This window comes from Ferrovibrio sp. GW821-FHT12B10 (genome assembly GCF_058807515.1).
The window spans coordinates 863483-888394 of sequence record NZ_JBXAQT010000001.1; the positions used below are offsets into that span (position 1 = coordinate 863483).

The 24912-nt window shown below is 64.3% G+C and carries 25 protein-coding genes; 6 read left to right on the forward strand and 19 right to left on the reverse strand.

The genetic code is table 11. The features are described 5' to 3' along the window. Positions 1–2: 2 nt before the first annotated feature. From AC1RRT_RS04395 to AC1RRT_RS04425, 7 genes are all read right to left on the reverse strand, one after another. Positions 3–1367, reverse strand: a complete 1365-nt coding sequence (locus AC1RRT_RS04395; protein WP_493012515.1) for an acyl-CoA thioesterase — start codon at positions 1365–1367, stop codon at positions 3–5. 51 nt (positions 1368–1418) lie between these two features. Beyond that, positions 1419–2063 carry a TetR/AcrR family transcriptional regulator gene (locus AC1RRT_RS04400; protein WP_493012517.1) on the reverse strand — a complete coding sequence of 215 codons (645 nt, stop codon included), beginning with the start codon at positions 2061–2063 and terminating at the stop codon, positions 1419–1421. Further along, positions 2053–2901 (reverse strand): crotonase/enoyl-CoA hydratase family protein, encoded by an 849-nt coding sequence (locus AC1RRT_RS04405; RefSeq protein ID WP_493012519.1) that lies wholly within the window; start codon positions 2899–2901, stop codon positions 2053–2055. Before AC1RRT_RS04405 ends, AC1RRT_RS04400 begins: the two co-directional genes overlap by 11 nt. Positions 2902–2959: 58 nt before the next feature. Further along, complete coding sequence (locus tag AC1RRT_RS04410; RefSeq protein ID WP_493012521.1) at positions 2960–3439, reverse strand: GNAT family N-acetyltransferase; 480 nt, start codon at positions 3437–3439, stop codon at positions 2960–2962. Between the two features lie 121 nt (positions 3440–3560). Beyond that, complete coding sequence (locus AC1RRT_RS04415; RefSeq protein WP_493012523.1) at positions 3561–4370, reverse strand: PhzF family phenazine biosynthesis protein; 810 nt, start codon at positions 4368–4370, stop codon at positions 3561–3563. Between the two features lie 13 nt (positions 4371–4383). Beyond that, positions 4384–4995 carry a LysE family translocator gene (locus AC1RRT_RS04420; RefSeq protein ID WP_493012525.1) on the reverse strand — a complete coding sequence of 204 codons (612 nt, stop codon included), beginning with the start codon at positions 4993–4995 and terminating at the stop codon, positions 4384–4386. A gap of 105 nt (positions 4996–5100) precedes the next feature. Then, positions 5101–5367: a DUF1127 domain-containing protein gene (locus tag AC1RRT_RS04425; RefSeq protein ID WP_493012527.1), complete on the reverse strand. Its 267-nt coding sequence runs from the start codon at positions 5365–5367 to the stop codon at positions 5101–5103. 105 nt (positions 5368–5472) lie between these two features. Between AC1RRT_RS04425 and AC1RRT_RS04430 the strand changes: the two genes are divergently transcribed. Both AC1RRT_RS04430 and AC1RRT_RS04435 read left to right on the forward strand, forming a co-directional pair. After that, entirely contained in the window at positions 5473–6897 is a 1425-nt protein-coding gene (locus AC1RRT_RS04430; RefSeq protein ID WP_493012529.1) for an aminotransferase-like domain-containing protein, read from the forward strand. A gap of 13 nt (positions 6898–6910) precedes the next feature. Then, a complete protein-coding gene (locus AC1RRT_RS04435) occupies positions 6911–8347 on the forward strand; it encodes an L-lactate permease (protein WP_493012531.1) in 1437 nt (478 codons plus the stop codon). Here the strand turns inward: AC1RRT_RS04435 and thiD are convergent. From thiD to folP, 3 genes are all read right to left on the reverse strand, one after another. Continuing rightward, a complete protein-coding gene (gene thiD, locus AC1RRT_RS04440) occupies positions 8325–9164 on the reverse strand; it encodes a bifunctional hydroxymethylpyrimidine kinase/phosphomethylpyrimidine kinase (protein WP_493012533.1) in 840 nt (279 codons plus the stop codon). The genes AC1RRT_RS04435 and thiD overlap by 23 nt on opposite strands. Continuing rightward, complete coding sequence (gene glmM / locus AC1RRT_RS04445) at positions 9161–10504, reverse strand: phosphoglucosamine mutase (protein WP_493012535.1); 1344 nt, start codon at positions 10502–10504, stop codon at positions 9161–9163. The genes thiD and glmM overlap by 4 nt, the downstream gene beginning before the upstream one ends. A 131-nt stretch (positions 10505–10635) precedes the next feature. Then, positions 10636–11475: a dihydropteroate synthase gene (gene folP, locus AC1RRT_RS04450; protein WP_493012537.1), complete on the reverse strand. Its 840-nt coding sequence runs from the start codon at positions 11473–11475 to the stop codon at positions 10636–10638. Positions 11476–11940: 465 nt separating this feature from the next. Between folP and AC1RRT_RS04455 the strand changes: the two genes are divergently transcribed. The 4 genes from AC1RRT_RS04455 to AC1RRT_RS04470 all read left to right on the forward strand — a co-directional run bounded on the left by AC1RRT_RS04455 (position 11941) and on the right by AC1RRT_RS04470 (position 14713). Next, entirely contained in the window at positions 11941–12555 is a 615-nt protein-coding gene (locus AC1RRT_RS04455; protein ID WP_493012539.1) for a LysE family translocator, read from the forward strand. Positions 12556–12680: 125 nt separating this feature from the next. Next, positions 12681–13310: a DUF5343 domain-containing protein gene (locus AC1RRT_RS04460; protein ID WP_493012541.1), complete on the forward strand. Its 630-nt coding sequence runs from the start codon at positions 12681–12683 to the stop codon at positions 13308–13310. Between the two features lie 2 nt (positions 13311–13312). After that, complete coding sequence (locus tag AC1RRT_RS04465) at positions 13313–13900, forward strand: Swt1 family HEPN domain-containing protein (RefSeq protein ID WP_493012543.1); 588 nt, start codon at positions 13313–13315, stop codon at positions 13898–13900. Between the two features lie 135 nt (positions 13901–14035). Then, positions 14036–14713 carry a type 1 glutamine amidotransferase gene (locus AC1RRT_RS04470; protein WP_493015133.1) on the forward strand — a complete coding sequence of 226 codons (678 nt, stop codon included), beginning with the start codon at positions 14036–14038 and terminating at the stop codon, positions 14711–14713. Positions 14714–14978: 265 nt separating this feature from the next. Here AC1RRT_RS04470 and ftsH read toward each other — a convergent pair whose 3' ends face one another. The 9 genes from ftsH to tolQ all read right to left on the reverse strand — a co-directional run bounded on the left by ftsH (position 14979) and on the right by tolQ (position 24902). Further along, positions 14979–16916: an ATP-dependent zinc metalloprotease FtsH gene (gene ftsH / locus AC1RRT_RS04475; protein WP_493012545.1), complete on the reverse strand. Its 1938-nt coding sequence runs from the start codon at positions 16914–16916 to the stop codon at positions 14979–14981. Positions 16917–17060: 144 nt separating this feature from the next. After that, positions 17061–18401, reverse strand: a complete 1341-nt coding sequence (tilS, locus tag AC1RRT_RS04480; protein WP_493012547.1) for a tRNA lysidine(34) synthetase TilS — start codon at positions 18399–18401, stop codon at positions 17061–17063. Position 18402: 1 nt separating this feature from the next. Continuing rightward, positions 18403–19419, reverse strand: a complete 1017-nt coding sequence (gene ybgF / locus AC1RRT_RS04485) for a tol-pal system protein YbgF (RefSeq protein WP_493012549.1) — start codon at positions 19417–19419, stop codon at positions 18403–18405. 222 nt (positions 19420–19641) lie between these two features. Beyond that, entirely contained in the window at positions 19642–20175 is a 534-nt protein-coding gene (gene pal / locus AC1RRT_RS04490; RefSeq protein ID WP_493012551.1) for a peptidoglycan-associated lipoprotein Pal, read from the reverse strand. A gap of 288 nt (positions 20176–20463) precedes the next feature. Beyond that, entirely contained in the window at positions 20464–20964 is a 501-nt protein-coding gene (gene pal / locus AC1RRT_RS04495; RefSeq protein ID WP_493012553.1) for a peptidoglycan-associated lipoprotein Pal, read from the reverse strand. A gap of 371 nt (positions 20965–21335) precedes the next feature. Further along, entirely contained in the window at positions 21336–22691 is a 1356-nt protein-coding gene (gene tolB, locus AC1RRT_RS04500) for a Tol-Pal system beta propeller repeat protein TolB (protein ID WP_493012555.1), read from the reverse strand. Between the two features lie 17 nt (positions 22692–22708). Then, positions 22709–23674: a TonB C-terminal domain-containing protein gene (locus AC1RRT_RS04505; protein WP_493012557.1), complete on the reverse strand. Its 966-nt coding sequence runs from the start codon at positions 23672–23674 to the stop codon at positions 22709–22711. 42 nt (positions 23675–23716) lie between these two features. Further along, positions 23717–24166, reverse strand: coding sequence for a protein TolR (tolR, locus tag AC1RRT_RS04510; protein ID WP_493012559.1), 450 nt, complete (start codon positions 24164–24166; stop codon positions 23717–23719). A 1-nt stretch (position 24167) separates the two neighbouring features. Then, on the reverse strand, positions 24168–24902 hold the full coding sequence (gene tolQ, locus AC1RRT_RS04515; RefSeq protein WP_492982217.1) for a protein TolQ: 735 nt from the start codon (positions 24900–24902) through the stop codon (positions 24168–24170). Positions 24903–24912: the final 10 nt, after the last annotated feature.

The window sequence follows — 24912 nt, forward strand, 5'->3', positions numbered from 1 at the left end:
CCCTATTCCGCCGGCTGCGGCGTCAATAGCCGCTTGGTGAAGGCAGCCCGGATATGATCGGGCAGCGGAATCGACTTGCGCGCCTTGGTATCGAACATCACGGCGACGATCTCGGCCCGCGCCAGCGGCTGCTCCGTCTTGCTGTCGAGCAGGAAATGGCAAAAGCGCCAGGTCTTTTCGCGCAATTCCAGGATGGCGGTCCGGGTGTGATAGATGTCGCCAATCGTCAGATGGCGGAAATAGTCGATGGTATAATCCAGTGCCGCCGCGCCCACACCCTGGGCCCGCATCGCTTCCGCGGTCATCTCGACGCCGGCCAATGTGTGGGCCGCGGCTTCAGAGAAACGCGCCATGTAGAAGCGCGTGGCCATGCGGCCGGTTTCCTCGGCCTGCCAGCGATCCACCATGCCGCGGCAGGTTTCATACATGCCCTCCACCGGCGCAGCCGGCGCGGCTGGACCGCCCTGCGGCTGCGGTATGTCGGGCGCACGCAACTGCCGGGCCAGCACCTCGCCCGCCTGCCGCACATCGGCGGGCAACGCCGAGGGACCGCTGCCATCCAGCCGGTCGATGATCACCACGGCTTCGCAGGCTGCCGACAGCGTGCCGGTTTCGTCTTCATAAAGCTCGTGGCAGAGATGCAGCCGGTCGGCCTCCACTTTGCGGATGCCGGTCCGCAGGCGCAGCACCGCCCCTTCATGGTTCTCGCGCCTGAACTGGATGCGATGACGTGTCGGCCGCACCGCCACCTTGTCCTCACGGCGACGCTTCGGACCATAGCCCAATGCCAGTAGCACCTGTTTCTCGGCCTCGGCGAAGCGCGCCAGATAGAACTGCACGTTCATATGGCCGTACTGGTCGCATTCCCAGGGCTGCACCGGGGCGCGTCCCGTCGGCAGGAAACCGTCTTCGGTCGGCGGCACCGCAACCGGCCCGGCTGGCGTATCGACATCCACCCGCACGCGCTTGAAGCCGTCTTCCAGGTCAGCCGGCAGCGTCACGGCCTTGCGCGCCTGCAGGTCGAAGCACAGGGCCAGCACATCGGCCTGCATACTGAGCGCGCCGGTCTCGGCGTTGTAGACGCGATGATGGAACTTGATCTTCTTGCCTTCCGCCAGCGTCACGCCGCTTTCCATGCGGATCGGGTCGCCGGCGTGCAGTTCGGATATGAAGCGGGTTTCAGCATTCACCGCGGCAATGCCCAGCTTGCGCGTCTTGAAGGCTTCCTGCCCGAAACCGGCCGCCAGCATCACGCTGGCCGCCGCATCGCTGATCCGGGCGGTATAGAACTGCACGTTCATATGGCCATACTGGTCGCATTCCCAGGCGGCAACGGAACCGCGGTAGGTTTCGCGGAAATTGGTCACGGCAAACTCTCGGCAGTGAAAGGAGATAAGGCGGGCCTCTATGTTCGCCGCTTAAAGAGCGGCACGCAACCGCCCAATGAGCGCTTCCACATGGCGGCGCACCACAGCCTCGCCGCTGTCGCCCAGCACCTTGAGGCGGCCGGTGGTTTCCAACATCAGGGCGCCGCCGACAGCGGCCACCAGCGACACGGTTTCCGCCCGCATGGCCTCCGGCTCCAGCGGCGCCAGCTGCCGCATGGCATCTCCCAGCACGGTATAGCCCTGAATCATCCGGCCGTTGAGCAGGCGATCCAGCTCCGGCGTCAGGCTGGTGGGGCGGAAGCCTTGCCCCAGATAGAGGCCGAGATAAAGGTCATCGGGCCGCTTACGGTAGAAATCATAGAAAGCCAGCGCACCGGACATCAACTGGTCCCTGGGCGCGGCTTTTGCGACGGCATCGCGCAGATGCTTCTGCAGGTCGGCCAGCGACACGGCCAGCATGTCGGCATAGAGCGCCTCCTTGCTGGGATAATGCAGATAGACCGTGCCAACCGCGACGCCGGCCTCGGCAGCAATCGCGCGCAGCGTCGTGCCATCCAGCCCGTCGCGGCCGAAGAGGGTACGCGCCGCCTGCAGGATGGCGTCGCGCTTGAAGGCACGAACGGCATCACGCCTGCCCGTCTTCTTTTTTTCGATCAGTGAAGTTTCAGCGGGCATTTTTCCAGGCCAGCGGATCGCCGCCATCGCGTTCTTTCACGGCGGCCTTGAAGCCGACCTGTTCACAGCGCGCCTTGAAGGCCACGCCTTCCGGCGAATGCCGCGTGATGCCGTCGAACAATGTCGCCAGGGTCTGCGTCGAGTTCAGGCCCATATTGTCGTAGGCCTGGTTGACCATCATTTTCTGCATCATCAGCTGGTTTTTCGGCACGCTGGCAATGCGTGCCAGCAGCGCCTCGACATGATCATCCAGATCGGCATCGGGCACTGTGTCGATCACCAGGCCGTATTCCTTGGCTGTCCTGCCATCAATGAGATCACCGGTCAGCAGCATGCGCTTGGCCTTCTCGGCGCCCAGGCGATAGACCCACATCGCCGTGGTGGGGCAACCCCAGATGCGCGCCGGCGGATAGCCGATCTTGGCATCCTCGGCCATCACCACCAGGTCGCAGCACAATGCAATGTCGCTGCCGCCCGCCACCGCGAAACCGCGGATCTTGGCCACCACCGGTTTCAGGGAGCGCCAGAGGCTGAAGAAGCAGTCGGTCGAATGCCGCATCCACTGATAGTCGACCAGCGGGTCCCAAGGCATGTCCTGGCTGCCTTTCACCGGACGCGGCTTCTCGGCGTATTCCTTGAGGTCATAGCCGGCGCAGAAGGCGCGGCCGGCTCCGGTCAGGGCGATCACATGCACATCGTCGTCCTGGTTGGCGCGCTCGACGGCCGCCCGCAGCAGGTCGGGTGTCGTTTCATGGATGGCGTTCAGATGGTCGGGCCGGTTCAGCGTGATGCGGGCGATGCGGCCGTCACGTTCATACAGGACGATGGGTTCGGGCATGATGTCCTCCAGATTTTCTGAAGGATAGAATATCATTGTTCATAAAAATGAACAATGTTCATAATTTTAGCTCGCGATAGCGCGCGCCCGGCAGAGGATTGTCATAATATGCTGGAATATCAGTGAAATTCAGGGCGTCATAGATGCGGTTGGCCGCCACCATGGAGGGGAAGGTATCCAGCCGGATGGCGCTGTAGCCCTGCCGGCGGGCCTCAGACAGCACCGCATCCGTGAGTCGGCGGCCCAGGTTATGGCCGCGGCCCTCGGGCTCGATATAGAGCCGCTTCATCTCGGCGATGCCGTTTCCCAGATTGCGCAGGCCCACCACGCCGACGATCCTCTCACCCACCCGGCCCAGCAGCAGGGCGCCCTTCTCCGCCGGCGCATACTTGCCCGGCAGACTAGCCAGCTCCGTATCGAAACCCTGGAAGTCCAGGCTGAAATCCAGGGATTGCGCATAGGCGGTGAACAGGCGGCGCACCGCTGCGAGATCGTCAGCGGTTACGGCGGGCTGGATGGTCACGGCTGAGTCGGTCATGGCTTCATCAGAAAAGAAAAGGGCGCGGCACACAACAGGGGAGTGCACCGCGCCCACCGGCTTGCACCGGCTTTTCGGCAGTTATCGGGGCAACCGCCGAAAACAAAGTCCTCCGCCGCCCCTACAGCGTGACCGTGCCTTCCATGAACGGCACCGCCGAGCCTGCGATACGCACGCGCTCACCCTCATCGCGGCAGTACAGCGTGCCGCCGCGCGCCGATGCCTGGTAGGCGACAATATCCTGCTTGCCCAACCGCTTGGCCCAGTACGGCACGACGATGCAATGCGCCGAACCGGTGACCGGATCTTCGGGAACGCCTGCAGCCGGCACGAAATACCGCGAAACGCAATCCACGCCAGGCAGATCGCTCGGCGCTGTGACGATCACGCCATCACGATCCAGCTCCATGAGGCCGTTCATGTCCGGCTTCATCTTCCGCACCTGCTCGGCCGTTTCATAAACCAGCATGTATTTGGTCGACCCCATCACCTTGGCCGGCGCTACGCCCAGCGCTTCGATCAGGCCGGCGCAGGGCGTGCAGTCACTGGCCGGCTGGGCCGGGAAATCCATCGACAGCCGGCCGGTCTCGCCATCCTGGCGCACGGTCAGCGTGCCGCTCTTGGTGAAGAAATCAATGCGCCGACGCGCCGGCTCCAGCCGGTTGAAGATCACCCAGGCTGAGGCCAGCGTGGCATGGCCGCAAAGCTTCACTTCATTCGCCGGCGTGAACCAGCGCAGCGCGAAGCCATCCTCGTTCAGCCCGCCCTTCTGTGCCACGAAGAAAGCCGTCTCCGACAGGTTGTTCTCCATGGCGATGCGCTGCATCACGTCGTCAGGTAGCCAGTTGTCCAGCGGCATCACGGCGGCTGGATTGCCCTTGAACGCCGCATCGGCAAAGGCATCGACCTGATAGATCGGCAGGCGCGTCATGTTCGGGCGCTCCTCAGATGAACAGCAGCAGGGCGGACAGCACGGTCAGACCCGCCATGACGAGATTGAAGGTCAGCTTGGCGCGCGCATCGGTGAGGAAACGGCCGATGCCGACACCGAACAGCGCCCAGAGCGACACGCAAGGCAGGTTGATGATGGTGAAGATGACGGCGATCAGCGCCAGTTCAACAGCATAATCGCCACCCGGCGTGGTGAAGGCAGCGATAGCACCGACGGCCATCATCCAGGCCTTGGGATTCACATACTGGAACAGCGCGGCTTCATGAAACCGCATCGGCCGCGCCTTGCTCATGCTCTGGATGCTGCCGGCGCGCGCCAGTTGCCAGGCGAGCCAGACCAGATAGGCGGCGCCGACGATCTTCAGCGCCCCATGCAGCCAGGGCGTGGTGGCGACCACGGCGCCGACGCCCAGGCCGCAGACCAGGATCAGCGACATGAAACCGGCGCTGATGCCCAGCATATGCGGCACGGTGAGGCGGAAGCCGAAATTGGCACCCGAGGCAGTGAGGAGAATGTTGTTCGGGCCTGGCGTGATCGAGGTCACCGTGGCGAAGATCGCCAGCGGCACCAGCAGGAACACGGAATCAGGCGGAACGGCGGACATGGATGGCTTTCGGTAGAACCGGCGTCGCGGACGATAGTGATGGCACCGTGCGACGCCGGCAGCCGGGGGGCTAAACAGCCGGAAGGCTAAACGTAGATGCGCGGGTTATCGAAGCCACACCGGCTTGACCACCTCGCCATGGACATCGGCTTTGCTCAGCCCGACATCCTTGAGAATTTCAGGCGGCAGAGATGCCAGTTCGCTCCGTTCCCGGGCCTGACGCTGCCAGTCGAGCAGCACCAGCACCATCGACGTCGCGCTCCTGGCGCTGACAGTCACAGTGCGGTCGATAACCCGGCCGATCGTGCTGCCCACGCGTTCGACCGGGCCGATACCAGAAGGCCGATCGATTGTACCGATCCAATTTGACATGATATCCCTCCAATTTTGGATATATTCTAAGATTGAACCCGATCAATTCGGGCAATTGAGATAATTGATTGACTCTTTGATCGAGTCAATGCGAGTATTGTCACCATGACAATGTGGATCCCGAAACTCGAACACTTCCCCGGCCCGCGCTACCAGGCGCTGGCCTCGGCCATCGAGACCGCCATCCAGACCGGTGAACTGCCGGTGGGCGCCAAGCTGCCGCCCCAGCGCAACCTGGCCTGGAAGCTCGGCGTCACCGTCGGCACGGTGAGCCGCGGCTACATGCTGGCCGAGCAGAAGGGCCTGCTGTCGGGCGAGGTGGGACGCGGCACCTTTGTGAAGCCTTCGGAAGACGGCACGCCAATCATCGGCAGCAGCGAGATTCTCGCGCCCGACCAGATGGAGATTCCGCGGCTCAACACGCCGGGCGTGATCGAGATGTCGCGCAACGAGCCGAGCCTGCCCGACTTCGAGGACATCATGCGCCGCTCGCTGCAGCGGCTGGCGTCCAAGCGCGGCCTGCAGAACCTGCTGGGCTACAGCCGCACGCTGGGTGACCCGGCGCATCGCGCCGCCGCCGCCAAGTGGATTTCGCGCGTCGGCCTCACGGTCGCGCCGGAGCAGGTGCTGGCCACCGCCGGTGCGCAGCAGGCGCTCGCCATCGTCATCACCGCGATGACCATGCCCAACGAGATCATGCTGGTGGAAGCGCTGACCTATGGCGGCGTGCATGAGAATGCCCGACAGCGCCCGGTCCGCCTCGAAGGCGTGGCGATGGATGAGGAAGGCATGATGCCGGACGCGCTGGCCGAGGCCGCGCGCCGTACCGGCAGCCGGCTGGTGCTGATCCAGCCGACCATCCACAATCCGACGACGGTGACGATGTCGGCCGAGCGCCGCGCCGCCATCGTGGCTGTGGCACGCAAATACGACCTCACCATCATCGAGGACGACGTCTACGGCTTCCTGATCCGCGAACGGCCGCTGCCGCTGGCGGCGCTGGCGCCGGAACGCACGATCTATATCGCCAGCGCCTCGAAATGCATGGCGCCGGGCCTGCGCGTGGGCTGGATCGCCTCGCCGCCGGTGCTGGTCGAGCGCTTCGCCGATGCCCTGCATGCGGTCGCGGTCAATAATCCGCGGCTCAACCAGGAAATCGTGCGGCAGTGGATCGAGGACGGCACGGCCGCCGCGCTGGTCGAACGCCTGCGCGACGAGGCCGAGATCCGCAACATCATGGCGACCGAAACCTTCGACGGCCTGACCATGCGCAGCCATCCGGCCAGCCTGCACTGCTATCTGGAACTGCCCGCGCCCTGGAAACCGAACGAGTTCACCAACCAGGCACTGGGCCAGGGCGTGCGCATCGCCAGCTGCACCAGCTTCCTGCTCGACACCCGGCCCAATCCGCCGCCGTGGGTGCGCATCTCGCTGGCCCCCTCACCCGACCGCAACGAAGTGAGCGAGGCGCTGCGCCGCCTGCGCAACCTGATCGAGCGCGGCCCGGAAGCCCGCCAGTCCATCGTCTGACACGCCTGCTGCCGTGACCATCCTGATCTATCTGGCGCCGATCATCCTGGTGATCGGCCTGGTGGCCACCGGCCGCGTCTCGCTGATCAAGGCCGGCCTCGCCGGCCTGATCGCGACTCTCCCCGCCGCGGCCGTGGGATTGCATGGCCAGCGCGGCTTTACCGAGTTCCTGCTGATCGAAAGCCTGAAGGGCGCCTGGCTCGCCTGGCATGCCATTGCCGTGATCTTCGCCGGCCTGCTGGTGCATCATGTGATCAGCGCAGCCGCCCCGCCCCCTGCAGACTCAGACGCACCGCCGGTGTCGCGCCACCGTCAGGCCTATTTCGTCAGCTTCATCGCCGGCGGCCTGATCGAATGCGCGGTCGGCTTCGGCGTCGGCTATGCGCTGGCGATCCACGGCATGCTGCGGCTGGGCGTGGCCCCGCTGGCCGCCATCGCGGTGGGATTGCTCAGCCAGATGCTGGTGGTCTGGGGCGGGCTGGGCATCGGCACGGTGATCGGCGCGGCGCTCGGCCATCTGCCGCTGCAGGACTTCAGCCTCTACAGCGCGGTGATGATCCTGCCGTTTGTCCTGCTGCTGCTGGGCTGGTTCTGGTGGTGGTCGCATAAACTGGGGCTGGGCCTCAGCCTGCAGAACATGGCGATCGACCTGGCCTGGACCATCGCCATGCTTGGCCTGCTGTATCTGGGCAATCTCTATGCCTCGGTCGACACGGCGGGACTGATCGCAACCGCGCCGCTGCTGGCGCTGTCGCAACTCCTGAACCCGCGGCGGCCGGCGCTGAAAGCCATGCTGCGCATCGCGCTACCCTATCTGCTGCTGATCGCGCTGCTGCTGTCGACGCGGCTGATCAGGCCGGTGACCGAAGCGCTGAACAGCATCCTGGTGGCGCAACCCTTTGCCGACATGCCGGCGTTTCCGTTTGCCTATCAGGCCGGCGTGATGCTGACCGTCACGGCGGCGATCTATGGCGCCATGATGCTGAAGCCCGGGCAGGCCCTGCCGATCCTCACGCAAACCTGGCAGGCCGGACGCGTGGCGATCGCCACGACCTTGATCTTCCTGGTGATGGCGCGGCTGATGGCGGCCAGCGGCATCCCTGCAGAGCTCGCGACAGCCTGGCAATCGGTGGCCGGCGCACAGGCGCTGCTGGCAACACCCATCTTCGCGGCGGTGGCCGGCGGCCTGACGGGGAGCAACACGGCCTCGAACAGCCTGATGCTGCCGCTGCAGGCAGCCCTCGCCGGATCGGCCGGTGCAAGCGTCTTATGGGTCAGCGCTTTACAAAACGTGACCGGCAGCCTGTTCACGCCCTTCTTCCCGGGCAAGGTGGCGATGGCTTGCGCCTTTGCCGGCTGCAGCGGCAGCGAACGCCAGAGCTATCGGCTGATCCTGCCGCTGGTGCCGCTGCTGCTGCTGGTCGCGCTCATCCTCGCAGCGCTGCTTTAGTCACTGTGTGCGCGTGGTTGAGCGGGCCGTGGCCATGGCCGAAGCCCGGCGCGGTCTCGATGGCGGTGCGCACATAGGCGCGCGCCTGGGTCACGGCATCCTTGAGCGACAACCCAAAAGCCAGACCTGTCGCGATGGCCGAAGCCAGCGTGCAGCCGGTGCCATGCGTTGAACGCGTATCGAGCCTGGTATCCACAAAGCGGGTCTCGCCGGCATCGTCGCGCAGCAGATCGACCAGCCGATCGCCCGGCAGATGGCCACCTTTCAGCAGCACGGCGCGCGGCCCGAGCCGCAGCAACGCATCGGCCGCCACCGCCATGTCGGATTCTGCCTCGACTTTCAGCGCCGAGAGCACGGCGGCCTCGGGCAGGTTGGGCGTGATCACGGTGGCGCGCGGAATCAGTTTGGTGCGCAGGGCCTCGGCGGCGGCCGGCTGCAGCAGCGAGGCGCCGCCCTTGGCCACCATCACCGGATCGACCACCAGCGGCACGCCGGGCGCATACCGATCGAGCGCCTCGACCACGGCGTCGATGATGTCGGCCCGGTGCAGCATGCCGGTCTTGATCGCATCGGCGCCGATATCCTGCAGCACGACCTTGAGCTGCAGCGCGATGAACGAGGCCGGCACATCAAAGATGTCGTGCACCGTGCGGGTATCCTGGGCGGTCAGCGCGGTGATGGCGGTCATGGCATAGCCGCCCAGCGCCGTCACCGTCTTGATATCGGCCTGGATGCCGGCGCCGCCGCCCGAATCCGAGCCGGCGATGATGAGAACCCGGCCTTTCTTCGCGGCGGCGGCGGCAGACTCTGCCGTCACGCCGCCTGCTCCAGCGCGGTGATGATGTCGTCGACCACGGTTTTCACCAGCGTCTCGTCCTCGCCTTCCGCCATCACGCGGATCAGCGGCTCGGTGCCGCTGGCGCGGATCACCAGGCGACCGGTCTTGCCCAGGCGCTTTTCGCCGGCATCGATGGCCGACTTGACCTTGGGCAGCTCCAGCGGCTGGCCGCCGCTGTGGCGCACGTTGCGCAGCAGTTGCGGATAGGGCGTGAAGCGGCGGCAGAACTGGCTCGCCGTCTTGCCGGACTCGCGCAGCGCCGACAGCACCTGCAGGGCGGCGACAATGCCGTCGCCGGTGGTGGCGAAATCGGACAGGATGATATGGCCCGACTGTTCGCCGCCCAGATTGTAGCCCTCGTTGCGCATGGCCTCGAGCACATAGCGGTCGCCGACCTTGGTGCGGATCAGATCGACGCCGATGCCCTGCACGAAGCGTTCGAGGCCGAGATTGGACATCACGGTGGCGACCAGGCCGTTCTTGGCCAGCCGGCCCTGCCGCAGCCAGCTTTCGGCGATCACCGCCATCAGCTGGTCGCCGTCGATCACCTGGCCGCGCTCGTCCACCATCACCAGGCGGTCGGCATCGCCATCCAGCGCGATGCCGATATGGGCGCCATGCGCCACCACGGCTTCCTGCAGGGCGCGCGGATGCGTCGAGCCGCAGTCGCGGTTGATGTTGAAGCCGTCGGGCTTGACGCCCAGCGTCACCACCTCGGCCTCCAGCTCCCACAGCACGGCGGGCGCGACCTTGTAGGCGGCGCCGTTGGCGCAGTCGACCACCACCTTCAGACCGGCGAGCATCTGCCCCTTGGGCAGCGTCGCCTTGGCGAATTCGATATAGCGGCCATCGGCGTCATCCAGACGGCGGGCGCGGCCGAGCCTGGCCGCATCGGCCAGTGCCGGCTCGGTCTCGCCCAGGATCATGGCCTCGATCTCGGCCTCGGCCGCATCCGACAGCTTGTAGCCATCAGGGCCGAACAGCTTGATGCCGTTGTCGTGGAACGGATTATGCGAGGCCGAGATCATCACGCCGAGATCGCAGCGCAACGCGCGCGTCAGCATGGCGACGGCCGGCGTCGGCATCGGGCCGACCTGGAAGACGTCCATGCCGACGGCGGTGAAGCCGGCCACCAGCGCCGGCTCCAGCATGTAGCCGGACAACCGCGTGTCCTTGCCGATCAGCACGCGATGGCGATGGTCGCCGCGGGTGAAATAGGCGCCGGCCGCCATGCCGACGCGCAGCGCCGTGGCGGCGGTCATCGGTTCGGTATTGGCGAGGCCGCGGATGCCGTCGGTGCCGAAGAAGGTGCGGGTCATGCGACTCGGGTCCCGTTGCTTTGTAACGGCGCGGACTATGCCACAGAACCTGCGAAAACGGCAGGCTTTACGCGGTCAATCCGCAGGCGGCGCTGTTACGTCTCGTTACAATTCCGGCCTCGGAAGAGGCCCTACAGCGCCGGCGGTCTGGCGATGGCGCGCCAGGTGCGCAGCGCCTGCACGGTCTTGGCCACATCATGCACCCGCAGGATATGCGCCCCGCCCTTTTCCACGGCCCATAATCCGGCCGTGATGGAGCCGGGCACGCGCTGCGCCGGATCGCGCTCACCGGTCAGCGCGCCGATGAAGCTCTTGCGCGACACGCCGATCAGCAGCGGGCAGCCGAGGTCGGCGAAGCGATCGAGATGGCGCAGCAGCGCGAGATTATGCTCGACCGTCTTGCCGAAGCCGATGCCGGGATCGACGATGATCTTCGCGCGCGCGATGCCGGCCTTGATGCAGGCGGCAATCCGCTGGCTGAGATAGGCATGCACATCGGCGACGACGTCATGGTATGTCGGCGCCTGCTGCATGGTGCCGGGTTCGCCCTGCATATGCATCAGCACCACCGGCAGGCCGGTCTCGGCGGCGGCGGCCAGGCTGCCCGGGCCTTCCAGCGCCGAGATGTCGTTGATGATGGCGGCGCCCGCTTTGGCCACGGCGCGCATGGTGGCGGCGTTGCGCGTATCCACTGAGATCGGCACGCCGATATCGCGCAAACCCTCCAGCACCGGCAGCAGCCGCGCGATCTCCTGCTCCGGCGTGACCACGGCAGCACCCGGCCGCGTCGATTCAGCGCCGAGATCGATCAGGTCGGCGCCAGCGGCGACCTGCGCACGGGCCTGGGCGATGGCGGCTGCGGCATCCGCCTTCAATCCGTCGCCCGAGAAGCTGTCGTCGGTGACATTGACGATGCCCATCACATGGGGGCGCGACCAGTCGAGGCCGCATATGGGTGCATGTGCCGTCACGAATTCAATACCGCTTCGTTTGCGTTCGTTTGCATTCGTTTGGCTTCGTTTCAGTTCGTTCGGCTTCGTTTGCGTTCGTTTTGGTTCGTTCGGCTTCGTTTTCGTTCGATCCCGTTCGGGTCCAGTCCGGCCCACTAAGGTTCGTTACGGCCCACTGGGGCCCACTGGCGCCGGTTACGGTCGACTGCGGTCGGCTGCGTCCCGCTGGTGCCCACTGGAGCCCGTTGGTGCCCACCAGAGACCGCCGCGATAGTCCGTCCCAGCCGTGTTAACGGCTTTCGCCCGCCAAAGCGAGATTCCGGGCAAGCTGCACCTGAATCCGGCCTAGCGGTCGGGACAATATGTTCCTATCATGTTCTCATCCACAATGCAAGATTTTCGGACTTTCCAGTGCGCCTCCCGATAAGGATATTGGGCGGCGATAACCGGCCATCCTGACCACCCTCCAGCACGGAATACCATCGTATGACCCTCGAATTCCTGATCATCGCGCTGATCGTCGTCGCCACGCCGGGCACCGGCATGATCTACACCGTGGCCGCCGGGCTGACGCGCGGCGCCAAGGCCAGTGTGGTGGCGGCCTTTGGCTGCACGCTCGGGATCGTGCCGCACATGGTGGCCGCGATCACCGGCCTGGCCGCGCTGCTGCACACGAGTGCTGTGATGTTCGACGCCGTGAAATATGCCGGCGTCGCCTATCTGCTGTGGATGGCCTGGCAGACCTGGCATGACCGGGGCAGTTTGAGCCTCACCGGCAAGGGGCCGCAGAAGCAGAGCTTCATCCAGGTGACGGTGGAAGCCATCGTGATCAACCTGCTGAATCCAAAACTCTCGATCTTCTTCTTCGCCTTCCTGCCGCAGTTCATCGCCAGTGACGAACCGGCCGTGCTGCCGCGCATGCTGGAGATGAGCGGCGTGTTCATGGCGATGACCTTTGTTGTCTTTGCAATCTACGGACTCTTTGCATCAGCAGTGCGCGACCATGTGCTGAGCCGGCCGACCGTGCTGCTGTGGATGCGCCGGAGTTTCGCGGCGGCCTTTGTGGCGCTGGGGGCCAAGCTGGCGCTGACGGAGCGGTGAAGATTAATTGTCGTGCAATCACTTAATGTGATTACCATGTTACTCAATCTAAAGATTTTAACATCAGGACTTGATTCAGAAAAACCGAAAAGCTCTCATCCCCCAGGCAAGCATAGGGGAATTAAATGGCTAGTGTTCTTCCGTATCTGGTGTCACCAGGCACAGTAAAAACTGCCTTTGAGAAAATTCGGGCCGCAGCAACGCCGCCTCGGGTCAATGGCGATTTCATAACAACAAAGCTGCAAATCAAAGGAGGGACTGGCGCGGCAATAACGCCATTTCTCAAAAAAATTGGCTTTGTAGCCGCCGACGGGTCACCTACCGATTTATACAAGCGCTTCCGAAATCCCTCTACTGGAGGCGGAGCAGTAGCTGATGCCATAAAATTTGGATACAGCCCCTTAGCTCAGGTGAATGAGTATTTTTATGACCTTGGCGACAAAGAACTCTTAGATTTAATCGTGCAAGTGACCGGGGCCGAGAAGGATAATGCAGTAGCGAAATTGACTTTCTCAACTTTAAAGGCCCTTAAGGGCTATGCAAATTTTGACGCGAGTGATTCCGAAGAAGCCTCACCCCCGGTGAAAGTAACTCCGATTGATAGCTCTGATGCTGTCAAAGCTGTGCGGAAAATTCATTCAGGCATGAACCTTTCGTACACCATAAACCTCAATCTACCAGCAACTTCCGATCAAGCTGTTTTCAATGCAATTTTTAGAAGCCTAAAAGAACATCTGTTTTCGGAGGATCAGTAATTATGGCGGCCCCTCTGCAAAGAATTAAATCATTTGGAATGACCAACCATATGATTAATGAAGATTTGCAGCGCATAGGGAATCTATACGCTGTTGATCTAGGACACGTGCCCATAGTTACCCAAGTTGAAGATATTTATTATCCTCAATTTGACAGCACTGTCCGCGCAGAAGCTGCGTCCATGAGCAAGCATTACGAAACATTCTATTGTTTAGAAAAGTCAATTCGAGAGCTCGTCGCCGAAACCCTTGAAGCTGCCGAAAAGAATGCCAACTGGTGGAATTCATCACGTGTACCAGCCTCAATAAAAACCGAAGTCACCGGCCGAATTCAGAAAGAGCTCGATTCTGGCATGACCCGTCGCTCTAGCAATGAGCTCGATTACACCACCTTTGGCGAACTTTCAGTCATCATCACGTCTAACTGGGACATTTTCGGGGCACTATTCGACAGCAGAAAAGCCGTGGAGAAAGTTATGGCAAATCTCAACTCTCTCCGTGGTCCGATCGCACATTGCAGCCCCCTCGCCGAGGACGAAGTTCTACGCCTTCAACTTACAGTGCGGGACTGGTTCCGTTTGATGGAATAGAATAATAAAAACGCCCCTGCCTCCAGCGGGCGTTTTCGTATTCATCGCCATGAAATTCTCGGATCAAGCCCAAGGGTGACGATCTGCGTGGGTCCGGTATAGTCTGCCGGAAGGACCAGATTGGGTAGCGTGACGATGAAAATTGGCATCATAGAATGCGGGCCGGTGCCCGAGGCGTTGCGCGGCCGCCATGTCAGCTATCCCGCGATGTTCGCGGCGCAGCTCAGAACCCTGCTGCCTGCAGCCAGCTTCTCGACCATCTCGGTGGTGCATGGCGAGACGCTGCCCGCCGTCGACGCGCAGGATGCCTGGCTGCTGACCGGCTCGCGCCACGGCGTCTATGACGACCTGCCGTGGATCGCCAGCCTGAAGGATTTCATCCGCGAGGCGGCGGCGCAGAAGCGCCCGATGGTGGGCGTCTGTTTCGGGCACCAGATCATCGCCGAGGCACTGGGCGGCAAGGTGGAGAAAGCGTCCCAAGGCTGGCGCATCGGCATGGAGCGCTATGCCACCAGCATCGATGGCGACAGCCGCAGCGTGACGATGCCGGCCTTCCACCAGGACCAGATCGTGGTGCAGCCGCCCGATACAGAGATCGTGGCGCAGAGCGCGGCCTGCCACTATGCAGCCCTGCGCTATACCCATGCTCCGATCCTGTCGGTGCAGTTCCATCCGGAATTCAGCCAGGCCTATCTGGCCGACCTGATCGACTGCCTGTCGCAGCAGGCGGCAAAGCCGGGCCGGCCGACAGACACTGCCGCGACGGACGATACCGGCATGCGATGGATCGCCGGGTTTCTGGCCGGACGGTAGTTCAAAGATCGTCCCTCACTCACAGACCGTCACCCCGGGCCCAGTCTTAATTAGAAGATTGGCCGGGGTCCCATTTTTATCGTGGGACAGAGAAACAGAAAATGGGATCCCGGCTCTGCGCTGCGCTTCGGCCGGGATGACAGTCTGTGTAGATGAGCGAGAGCGGCAAAGAAAAACGCCCGGTGTTTCCACCGGGCGTTTTCAATTCTGATGCTCACCCTGAGGTCCTCGGGTCAAGCCCGAGGATCAGGTGCATAAGCGATGCTTATGCACCTGGCTGCGGCTCCGGCTCGAAGCCGGGCTTGCCACCAGTGCCGCCACCACGAGATGACGTCGGCACCGCCGAGCGCGGGCCGCTGTCGCTGCCCGGGGTGGGCGTGCGGTCGTCGGTGCGGATGATCGGTTCGCCACGCAGCAGCGCGCGCACCTCGTCGCCCGACAGGGTTTCGTATTCCAGCAGCGCCAGCGCGATCTTGTCGAGGTCGGCGCGATGGTCGGTGAGGATGCGGCGCGCGGTGCCTTCGGCGGTATCGATGATGCGACGCACTTCCTCGTCGATCAGCTTCGCGGTGGCATCCGAGACGTTCTTGCGTTGCGTGACCGAGTGGCCGAGGAAGACCTCTTCCTCGTTGTCGGAATAGCGCAGGCGGCCGAGCAGGTCGCTCATGCCCCATTCGGTCACCATGCGACGGGCCAGGCCTGTCGCCTGCTGGATGTCGTTGGAGGCGCCGGTGGTGATGTTTTCCTTGCCGAAGACCAGTTCTTCCGCCATGCGGCCGCCGAACATCATCGCCAGACGCGATTCCAGTTCCAGCGTCGACATCGACAGGCGGTCCTTCTCGGGCAGCGACATGGTGACGCCCAGCGCGCGACCGCGCGGGATGATCGTCACCTTGTGCAGCGGATCATGCTTGGGCACGTTCAGGCCGACCAGCGCATGGCCCGCCTCGTGGAAGGCGGTGAGGCGCTTTTCCTCTTCGCCCATCACCATCGAGCGGCGCTCGGCGCCCATCATCACCTTGTCCTTGGCATGCTCGAAATCGGCCATGGTGACGACGCGCTTGTTGCGGCGGGCCGCGAGAAGGGCTGCCTCGTTCACCAGGTTGGCCAGATCGGCGCCGGAGAAACCGGGCGTGCCGCGGGCAATGATCTTGGGTTCCACGTCGGGCGCCAGCGGGACTTTCCGCATATGGACGCGCAGGATGTGCTCGCGGCCGATGATGTCGGGGTTCGGCACCACGATCTGGCGGTCGAAACGGCCCGGACGCAGCAGCGCCGGATCGAGCACGTCGGGGCGGTTGGTGGCGGCGATCAGGATCACGCCTTCGGTCGCCTCGAAACCGTCCATCTCGACCAGCAGCTGGTTCAGCGTCTGCTCGCGTTCGTCATTGCCGCCGCCCAGGCCAGCGCCACGATGGCGGCCGACGGCGTCGATTTCGTCGATGAAGATGATGCAGGGCGCGTTCTTCTTGGCCTGCTCGAACATGTCGCGCACGCGGCTGGCGCCGACGCCGACGAACATTTCGACGAAGTCGGACCCCGAGATGGTGAAGAACGGCACGTTGGCTTCGCCGGCGATGGCGCGGGCGAGCAGCGTCTTACCGGTGCCCGGCGGGCCGACGAGCAGGCAGCCCTTGGGGATCTTGCCGCCGAGGCGCTGGAATTTCTGCGGGTCGCGCAGGAAGTCGACGATCTCTTCCAGTTCGCTCTTCGCTTCCTCGATGCCGGCGACGTCCTCGAAGGTGACGCGGCCATGGCGTTCGGTGAGCAGGCGGGCCTTGGATTTGCCGAAGCCCATGGCCTTGCCGCCGCCCGACTGCATCTGGCGCATGAAGAAAATCCACACGCCGATCAGCAGCAGCATGGGGAACCAGCTGATCAGGATCTGCACCAGCGTGTTGCCCTCTTCCGGCGGGGCGGCCGTGACGCGCACGCCGCGCTCGGTGAGCTTGCTCACCAGCGTCGGGTCATTGGGCGTGTAGGTGGAGAAGCTGCGGCCGTCGCGGAAGTGACCGGTGACGGTGTTGCCGCCCTGGATGGTCACGTCGGTGACCTGGCCGTTGGACACGTCGTTGAGGAAGTCGGAATAGGCGAGCGACTGGCTGCCGCCGCGGACGCTGGGTCCCTGGAACAGGTTGAACAGAGCAACCACCAGAAGCGCGATGATCACCCACAGGGCCAGATTACGACCGAACATGTTCACGGAAGCTCTTTCCTCATCAAAACCGCCGGGGGAAAGGGTTCCACACCGGTGGAAAAATTCTAGCCGATTTCAGCCGGCCCAGACCATAGATATGACCGCGGCAGGGCTAAACAAGCAGTTACGTCGTCGTTTTTATGGAAGGTCTCAGGGAATTTCCGCCAGAAGCGTCTCGGCGGGCGGCAGCAGGCTGGGCCGGAAGGCGATCTGCAGCCCGGCGGGCAGCGTTCCCCAGCCCAAAGCCGGAACGGCGAGCAGCGCCCCGCCCTTCCAGAGCGCCGGCAGCGCCGGCCAGGCCACTTTTGGCACTGCGGTATGATCGACATCCGCCGGTTTGTGACTGCCAAGCGGCCCGATTGTCAGGCCGCCCAGACGCTTTGGCGGGATTTTGCCGATTGTGACACGGAAGCGGCCGTCCCAGAGCATGGTCATTCCGGGGCCTGGCCGCAGGGGTTCGGGCGCCGGCAGGTGGCGCGCCTCGCGGCAGACCAGGATGCGGTCCCTGATCGGGCGCAGCGCGCAGCGATGCAGGGTCTGCGGCGTGACGGTTTTGGCGCGCAGGCTGTCGAGCAGGCGCTCCAGCCGGTCGAGGCGCGGCGGCAGCGGGTCGCCGCCGATGGCGCTCAGCAATCGACTGAGGCTGCGCAGCGCGATCTCGTCATGGGCGTCGGCGAGCAGCGCGCGGTCGAGCCAGGCGATGCCGGCCGGATGCAGCCGCACGCTCCGGTGCAGCAGGTCATAGGCGCTCTCGTCCAGCAGCGCGCGGGTGCGGGCGAAGTTGCGCGCGGTCTGCGCCAGATGCGCCACCATCTCGGCGCGGCTGCCGGCATCGTTGTCGCTCAAGACATCCAGCGCGCGCCGCAGCCGGGCGCGCATGTAGCCCGGATCGGCGTTGGAGGGGTCCTCCACCCAGGGATGCCGGCGCTTCTCCAGCGTCGCGATGAGCCGCGCCTTCGGGATATCGAGCAGCGGCCGCAGCACGGTGAGATGGTCGTTGAAGGCGCGCACCGGCGCCATCGCCGCCAGGCCGTCGACGCCGGAGCCGCGCAGGCTGCGCAGCAGCAGCGTTTCGGCCTGGTCGTCGCGATGCTGGCCGAGCAGCAGATGGGCAATCCCCGCCTTGGCGCAGGCCGCTTCCAGCAGGCGGTAGCGCGCGGCCCGCGCCGCCGCCTGCTTGTTGGCGGTCGGCTTGGCGCCGCGCCAGACCAGGCGCTCGGCCTTGATGCCGGCTTTTTTCAGCCAGCCCAGCACCTGCTGCGATTCAGCCGCGCTCTCCTTGCGCAGGCCGTGATCGACAATGAAGGCGGTGAGTTTGACGCGCTTGGCTTTGGCCCAGTCATGGCTGAGCAGCGCCAGCGCCATGCTGTCGGCGCCGCCCGACACCGCGATGGCGATGTGCTTGACGCGATTATCCTGAGCCGGGCGTGGCAGCAGCGGCTGCAGCAGCCGGCCGAATTCGGCCGCGCCCACTGCCCCCGCTGCCGTCATCCTAGCGGCAGCTCAGCTTGGAGCGCTCGCGCACCGCGGCATCCTTCACATGCGGCAGCGCGTCGGGGAAATCCTTGCCGAGCTGGCCCAATGCGGCGCAGGCCTCGGGCGTCTTTTTCATCGCCGCCAGCGACATGCCCAGCTTCAGCAGGCTGTCGGGTGCCTTGCCGCGGCTGTTGCCCTTGTAGCCCTGATAGCCCTGCAGGAAGGCCTGGCTGGCGGGTTCATACTGGCCGCGCACGTAATAGGTCTCGCCCAGCCAGTATTGCGCGTTGCCGGCCAGCGCATCCTTGGGATGCGCGGAGAGGAATTCGCGGAAGGCGGCTTCGGCATCGGCATAGTCGCTCTGCACCAGCAGCTTGTAGGCGTAGTTGTAGCGCTCCTGCGGCGTGCCGTTGGGCAGCTTGCCCTTGCCGCTGGCCGGATTGCCGGCGGCGGCCGGCGGGGCTGCAGCGGTCTGCTGGTTGCCGCCACCCTGAATCGGACGGCCCTGCGCATCGACCGGCATCGAACCGAGATTGCCTTCCCTGGTCGGCGCCTGGCCCGGCGTCGACGAGGTCGAGCCGCGCACCACGGGAGTCCCCGGCGCGGCCACGCCCTGCTGGGCCGGCGTCGGCTTCACCTGCTCGACGCTGCCGGTCTGCTGGCCCGCGCCCGCTGTGGCGCCGCCACGCTCGAGCTGGTTGAGACGGAAGTCGACATCCTCGGTCAGCTTGTCCATGCGGCGATTGGCCTGGCTGGCGGTGAATTCCACCTCCTCGAAGCGCCCGGTGAGCTGGCGGATCTGGTTTTCCAGATCGTCGATGCGCGCGTTCAGGCGGTTGGCCGGGCTGGAGCCGTCGCTGCCGGCATCGGTGAGGCCGGCCGAGCTGCCGCCGCCCGCACCGGGCGGCGTGCCGCGATAGACCTGGCGCTGCAGGGTGCGCAGGTCGTTTTCCAGACGGTTGAGGCGTTCGGCGGCGTCCTGCGCGACGACCGGAGCAGAGGCACCGGCAAGCAGCAGGACGACAGCGGACATACGAAGCATCGAAGACGCGGACATGGCAAACCCCAACGGTAGGCCGATGGCTGAAAAGCGAATCGGACGGAAAACCGAGTTTATCGATTTTATCGCGGTTTACGTCAAAAGCATGGCGTCGCGCAACGCCAGGGCAGGCCTGGCCGCTACAATTACGTGACCAAGAAAACAGGCCCCGCCGGAAAGACGGGGCCTGTCATCAGTCTTGTGCGGTCCGGCGGCTCAGTTGGCCAGCACGGTCACGCCGCGGCGGTTCTCGGCCCAGGAGGCCTCGTTGCCGCCGAGCGCCACCGGGCGCTCCTTGCCATAGGCGACAATGGTGACGCGGGCGGCCGGGATGCCCTGGTTGACCAGGTAATTGCGCACCGTGGTGGCGCGGCGCTCGCTGAGCGCCAGATTGTATTCGCGGGTACCGCGTTCATCGCTGTGGCCTTCGATGACGACGCGGAACTGGCCGTTCTGGCGCAGGAAGGCGGTCTGGCGGTCCAGCGTCTGCTGGCCGGCCGGCTTCAGGGCGAAGGAGTCATAGTCGAAGAAGACGCGGTCGCCGACATTGGCGGCGAACTGGCGCTGCTGCTCTTCCAGGCTGCCGGTGCCGACGCCGACGTTGCGGTTGCCGCTGCCCTGCATCGAGGGGCCGCCGCTGCCACCGCCACCGGTGGAGCTGACCGGCTGCGGCGCGCTTTCGCAGGCCGCCAGGCCCAGCACCAGCGCGGCTGCAAACATCGACCGCATCATCATCTGACTCATTTTCATTGGGGTAGTCCCTTTTCTTGCTCTGCCTGAGTGTTAGGAAGCCTGCGCTTCATGGCGGAAACGCGCGCGCATTGCGGCGGAACTTGGGCAAATGACAAGCCCCGCCACGGTGAGACCATGGCACGAGTTTATTGACGAAGTGTGTGACCGCCGTGAGATGCGGGCTAAAAAGAAACGCACGGCGAGAAAAAACATCCGGCCAAAAAAGAAACACCCGCCTGTCTTGCGACAGGCGGGCGTCTCAGAGAACCATCTCTGTCCGGCGGCCTTAAGCCACCGGAAGGGATATTAGTTCGACAGGACCGTCACACCGCGACGGTTCTGGGCCCAGGCGGCCTCGTTCGAACCGAGAGCCACCGGACGCTCCTTACCGTAGGAGATGATGGTGACGCGGTTCGCCGGGATGCCCTGATTGACCAGGTAGGACTTGACGGCGTTGGCGCGACGATCGCCGAGCGCCAGGTTGTATTCGCGAGTGCCGCGCTCGTCAGCATGACCTTCCACGACGACCTTCCACTGGCCGTAACGCTTCAGCCAAGCAGCCTGCTTGTCGAGGGTGGCCTTGCCAGCCGGCTTCACTTCGAACTTGTCATAGTCGAAGAAGACGCGGTCGCCGACGTTGACCTGGAAGTCCTGCACGGTGCCCGGCGCGATGCTGGTGGTGGTGGTGCTCGCGGTGCCGGTGCCGGTGGTGCCAGCGGTCGGGGCCGGATCAGACGAGCAGGCAGCGAGCAGCAGGCCAACGGCAGCCACGGCCAGGAACTTGGAGCCGAAGGTGTTGAGGCGCATTTTTATTATCCCTCCAAGGGTTTCGATTGAGTGAGTCAGAACCTGAGAACTACAGACAAAACTTGAGACCAAAACTTGCGTTCCATCCCGTGGGTCGAGTTTTTTTCGCTCTCAGGACGAACCGTCTGACAAACCGGAGGTTAAAACAGACGTTCGGGGCAGGTTCTCAGTCCCAGGGACCGCACCCGCAGCAAACGTTGCCGGAACCCTCAGTTCAAGCCATTACGTCACGGTGGACTATATCCACCGGTTTTTGCTGAATCAATAGGGGTAAGGGCTTGTAAATACTAAACCGCCCCCTGCGGCATTTCTGCAACAGAGGGCGGGATAACTTTAGTTATCCACAGGTTGCGTCCTGTGGATATCCCCTTTTAGCGAACCAGGGGGGAAAGCGGCGACCAGGCCGGGTCGGAGGCGTCGATCGGGGTGGGAATCTCGCGTTCGTTGACGCCGGTGAGATCGATCGAGACCAGACGCACGCGCTGGCCACGCCCCGACGAATTCCAGGGCGTCTCGCGATAGAACATCAGGACACGGCCGTTCGGCGCCCAGGTCGGCGCTTCCTGCACCACGCTGTTCGACGACAGGATGCGCTCGCCAGACCCATCGGGGCGCATCACGCCGATCGAGAACTGGCCCTGGTATTCCTTGGTGAAGGCGATCAGATCGCCACGCGGCGACCAGACCGGCGTGGAATAGCGGCCCTGACCGAAGCTGACGCGCTTCTGGTCAGACCCATCGGAATTCATGACATAGATCTGCTTGGTGCCGCCGCGATCCGAATTGAAGGTGATACGGCGACCGTCAGGCGCAAAGGACGGCGAGGTATCGATGCCCGGGTCCTGCGTCAGGCGCGAACGCTGCCGCGTGCGCAGATCCATCATGTAGACATCCGAGTTGCCATCCGCGGCAAGCGACATGATCACGCGATTGCCATCCGGCGAGAAGCGCGGAGCAAAGGTCATGCCCGGGAAGTCGCCGACCAGCTCCTGCTGCCCGGTATCGATGTTGAACAGGTACACGCGCGGCTTGTCGTTGAAATACGACAGGTAGGTGATTTCCTGCTGGCTCGGGCTGAAGCGCGGGGTCAGCACCAGGTAGCGGCCGTCGGTCAGGAAGCGATGGTTCTCGCCGTCCTGGTCCATAATCGCCAGACGCTTGATGCGCTTGTCCGGCGGGCCGCTTTCGGCGACGTAGACGATGCGGGTGTCGAAATAGCCATCCTCGCCGGTGACGCGCTTGTAGATCGCATCGGCGATCAGATGCGCTAGGCGACGCCAGTTGTCGGGCGTGGTGAACAACGCCAGGCCGGTCATCTGATTCTCGGCGGCCACGTCCCAGAGGCGGAATTCGCCGCGCAGGCGGCCATCGGGCTGCACCTCGAGGCGGCCGCTGACCAGCGCATCAACATTGATGACGCGCCAGTCGCCAAAGCGCGGCTGCACGCGCAACTGCGCCGGGGTCTGGATATGGGCGCGCGGATCGGCGGGCTTGAACAGACCTGAGCGCTCGAGGTCGGCACGGATGACGCGGGCGACATCGGCGCCGATCTTGGTGGCCTGCGGATTATCGGCATCGAAATCCGAAATGGCGATCGGCACCGGCCTGAAGTTGCCCTTGGTGATGTCGATTTCGACGGCGGCATGGGCTGAAGCGGCAATGAAGACCATTGCCATCAGCGCCAGCGCGCCGGCCCGCATCGTGGGCAAAATTGCCATCCGATTCATCCTTGTCTCCTTATCCATTACCCACCCAACATCATACGCGGGTCAAAGTTCAGAATGATCTCCTGGCTCCACTTGTCCTTGTCGCCGGGCGGCAACTGGAAGGGCGCGGCCTTGAGCACGGCGCGACGCGCCGATTCAGCCGCGGAGCGATAGGATTCCTGGCCCGGCATGTACATGCGGGCCTGGTCGACGATCTCGGGCTGCGTACGCAGCGACCCATCGGCGTTGAGGCTGAATTTGATGCGCACAATCAGGTTGTTCGCATCGCGGGCGCCAACGTCGAACTGCCACTTGTCTTCAATCTGCTTGCGAATGAAGTCCTTCTCGCTCATCGAGACAGGCAGGTTCGGATTGGACGGGCCTTCCATGCGCGGCGAGGCAGCCGGCGGCGGCGAGCGCGTGGCCGTCTGCGGTGCCGGATTAGGCTGCGGCGCCGGCGCGGTCTTCATCTTGTTGACCAGGGCGGCGACATCGGCGAAGTCGGGCGTCTTGCTCTTCTCTTCCGTGCGCTGCGCCGGCTTGGGCGGCGTCGGCTTGGATTCCGGCTTCGGCTTCTCGGTCACCTTCGGCGGCTCGGGCGCCTCGACCACCTTCTCCGGCTTCGGGATCGGCTTGGGAGCCGGTGTCGGCTCGGGCATCGGCGCCGGCTTTGGCGCTTCGACCTGCTTGGGCGGCTCAGGGGTCGGCGGCGGCGGAGGGGGCGGCGGGGGCGCCACGGCCTGCGGCGCGGGCTTGGGCGGCTCCGGCTTCGGCTCGGGCTTGGCCTCGGGCAGCGGCTCTTCCTTCGGCGGTGCCTTGGTCTCGACTACCTTGGGCTGGACCTTGGGCACGTTGGTCTTCTCGGCGATCGGCGCGAATTCGGCCAGCACCACCATCGGCTCAGGCTCGCGCGGCGTATCGAACAGATGCGGCAGCCCGAACACGGCGAAGGCAACGATGCCGCCATGCAGACTTGCCGAGAATATGTAGGACTTGCGCTGCACTCTTAACCCAACCCTCTGCCCATTACTGACTTAACCAGCGTCTTAGCGCTTCGGGGCCGGACCGGCCGGCGGATTGCCCACCAGCGCGACCTTGGTGAAGCCGCCGGAATTGATCATTCCCATCACTTCCAGCACCTTGCCGTAATTGATCGCCTGGTCGCCACGCACGAAGATGCGGCGGTCAGGCGCATTGCCGGCAATCGCCTGCAGGCGCGGAACAAGCTGGTCTAGCTCGACCACCGTTTCCTGCAGGTAAACGGCGCCCTTGGAATCGATGGTGACGCTCAGCGGCTCGTCCTGGCCCTGGATCGCCGCTGCCTGCGTCTTGGGCAGATCGACCTGCACGCCGACGGTGAGCAGCGGGGCCGCGACCATGAACACAATCAGCAGCACCAGCATGACGTCGACCAGCGGCGTCACGTTGATTTCCGACATCGGCGCCCGCATGCGGCGACCGCCGCGGGTGGAGCCGCCGCCCATCTGCATACCCATATCAGGCTGCCTCTTCGTCGAGCTGACGCGACATCAGCGCGGAGAATTCACCGGCGAAGCCTTCGAGCCGCACGTTCAGGCGGCCAAGGTCGTTGGAGAACTTGTTGTAGGCCATGACGGCCGGAATGGCGGCCAGCAGGCCCAGCGCGGTGGCGAACAGCGCCTCGGCGATGCCGGGCGCCACGACGGCCAGCGAGGTGTTCTTGGAGGACGCAATCGCGTGGAATGAGTTCATGATGCCCCAGACCGTGCCAAACAGGCCGACGAAGGGCGAGACCGAACCGACCGAGGCGAGGAAGCCGAGGTAGCGCTCCAGGCGCTCCATCTCGCGGTCGATCGACACGCGCATGACCTGGTTGATGCGGACCTGCAGCGACCCCAGCCCCTGCTTGCCGCGCACCAGGCCGCGCTCGGTGGAGCGGCGCCATTCGCGCATGGCGGCGACGAACAGCACGGCCATCGGATGCTGCGGGCCGGCCATCGAGAGCCGGTCGTAGAGCGCATCGAGCGAACCACCCGACCAGAAGTCGTTCTCGAACTTGTCGGTGTCGATCACGGTGCGGCGGATCTTGATCAGCTTGTCGAAGATGATCGCCCAGGACCAGAAGGAGGCCAGGATCAGCATCAGCATGACGGCCTTGACGATCCAGTCGGCCTGGATGAAGAGCGCCCAGAGCGAGAGATCGGCGGCGGCGGATGAGCCCCCGAGCTGCGCGGCGCTAACGGTCCTGTCCATAAGTTCGAAT

Coding starts and splice junctions, on each gene's coding strand:
- AC1RRT_RS04400 (WP_493012517.1), bottom strand. CDS start 2,063: ATGCCCGCTGAAACTTCACTGATCGAAAAAAAGAAGACGGGCAGGCGT.
- AC1RRT_RS04405 (WP_493012519.1), bottom strand. CDS start 2,901: ATGCCCGAACCCATCGTCCTGTATGAACGTGACGGCCGCATCGCCCGC.
- AC1RRT_RS04410 (WP_493012521.1), bottom strand. CDS start 3,439: ATGACCGACTCAGCCGTGACCATCCAGCCCGCCGTAACCGCTGACGAT.
- AC1RRT_RS04415 (WP_493012523.1), bottom strand. CDS start 4,370: ATGACGCGCCTGCCGATCTATCAGGTCGATGCCTTTGCCGATGCGGCG.
- AC1RRT_RS04420 (WP_493012525.1), bottom strand. CDS start 4,995: ATGTCCGCCGTTCCGCCTGATTCCGTGTTCCTGCTGGTGCCGCTGGCG.
- AC1RRT_RS04425 (WP_493012527.1), bottom strand. CDS start 5,367: ATGTCAAATTGGATCGGTACAATCGATCGGCCTTCTGGTATCGGCCCG.
- AC1RRT_RS04430 (WP_493012529.1), top strand. CDS start 5,473: ATGACAATGTGGATCCCGAAACTCGAACACTTCCCCGGCCCGCGCTAC.
- glmM (WP_493012535.1), bottom strand. CDS start 10,504: ATGACCCGCACCTTCTTCGGCACCGACGGCATCCGCGGCCTCGCCAAT.
- AC1RRT_RS04455 (WP_493012539.1), top strand. CDS start 11,941: ATGACCCTCGAATTCCTGATCATCGCGCTGATCGTCGTCGCCACGCCG.
- AC1RRT_RS04460 (WP_493012541.1), top strand. CDS start 12,681: ATGGCTAGTGTTCTTCCGTATCTGGTGTCACCAGGCACAGTAAAAACT.
- AC1RRT_RS04465 (WP_493012543.1), top strand. CDS start 13,313: ATGGCGGCCCCTCTGCAAAGAATTAAATCATTTGGAATGACCAACCAT.
- AC1RRT_RS04470 (WP_493015133.1), top strand. CDS start 14,036: ATGAAAATTGGCATCATAGAATGCGGGCCGGTGCCCGAGGCGTTGCGC.
- tilS (WP_493012547.1), bottom strand. CDS start 18,401: ATGACGGCAGCGGGGGCAGTGGGCGCGGCCGAATTCGGCCGGCTGCTG.
- ybgF (WP_493012549.1), bottom strand. CDS start 19,419: ATGTCCGCTGTCGTCCTGCTGCTTGCCGGTGCCTCTGCTCCGGTCGTC.
- pal (WP_493012551.1), bottom strand. CDS start 20,175: ATGAAAATGAGTCAGATGATGATGCGGTCGATGTTTGCAGCCGCGCTG.
- pal (WP_493012553.1), bottom strand. CDS start 20,964: ATGCGCCTCAACACCTTCGGCTCCAAGTTCCTGGCCGTGGCTGCCGTT.
- tolB (WP_493012555.1), bottom strand. CDS start 22,691: ATGAATCGGATGGCAATTTTGCCCACGATGCGGGCCGGCGCGCTGGCG.
- tolR (WP_493012559.1), bottom strand. CDS start 24,166: ATGGGTATGCAGATGGGCGGCGGCTCCACCCGCGGCGGTCGCCGCATG.
- tolQ (WP_492982217.1), bottom strand. CDS start 24,902: ATGGACAGGACCGTTAGCGCCGCGCAGCTCGGGGGCTCATCCGCCGCC.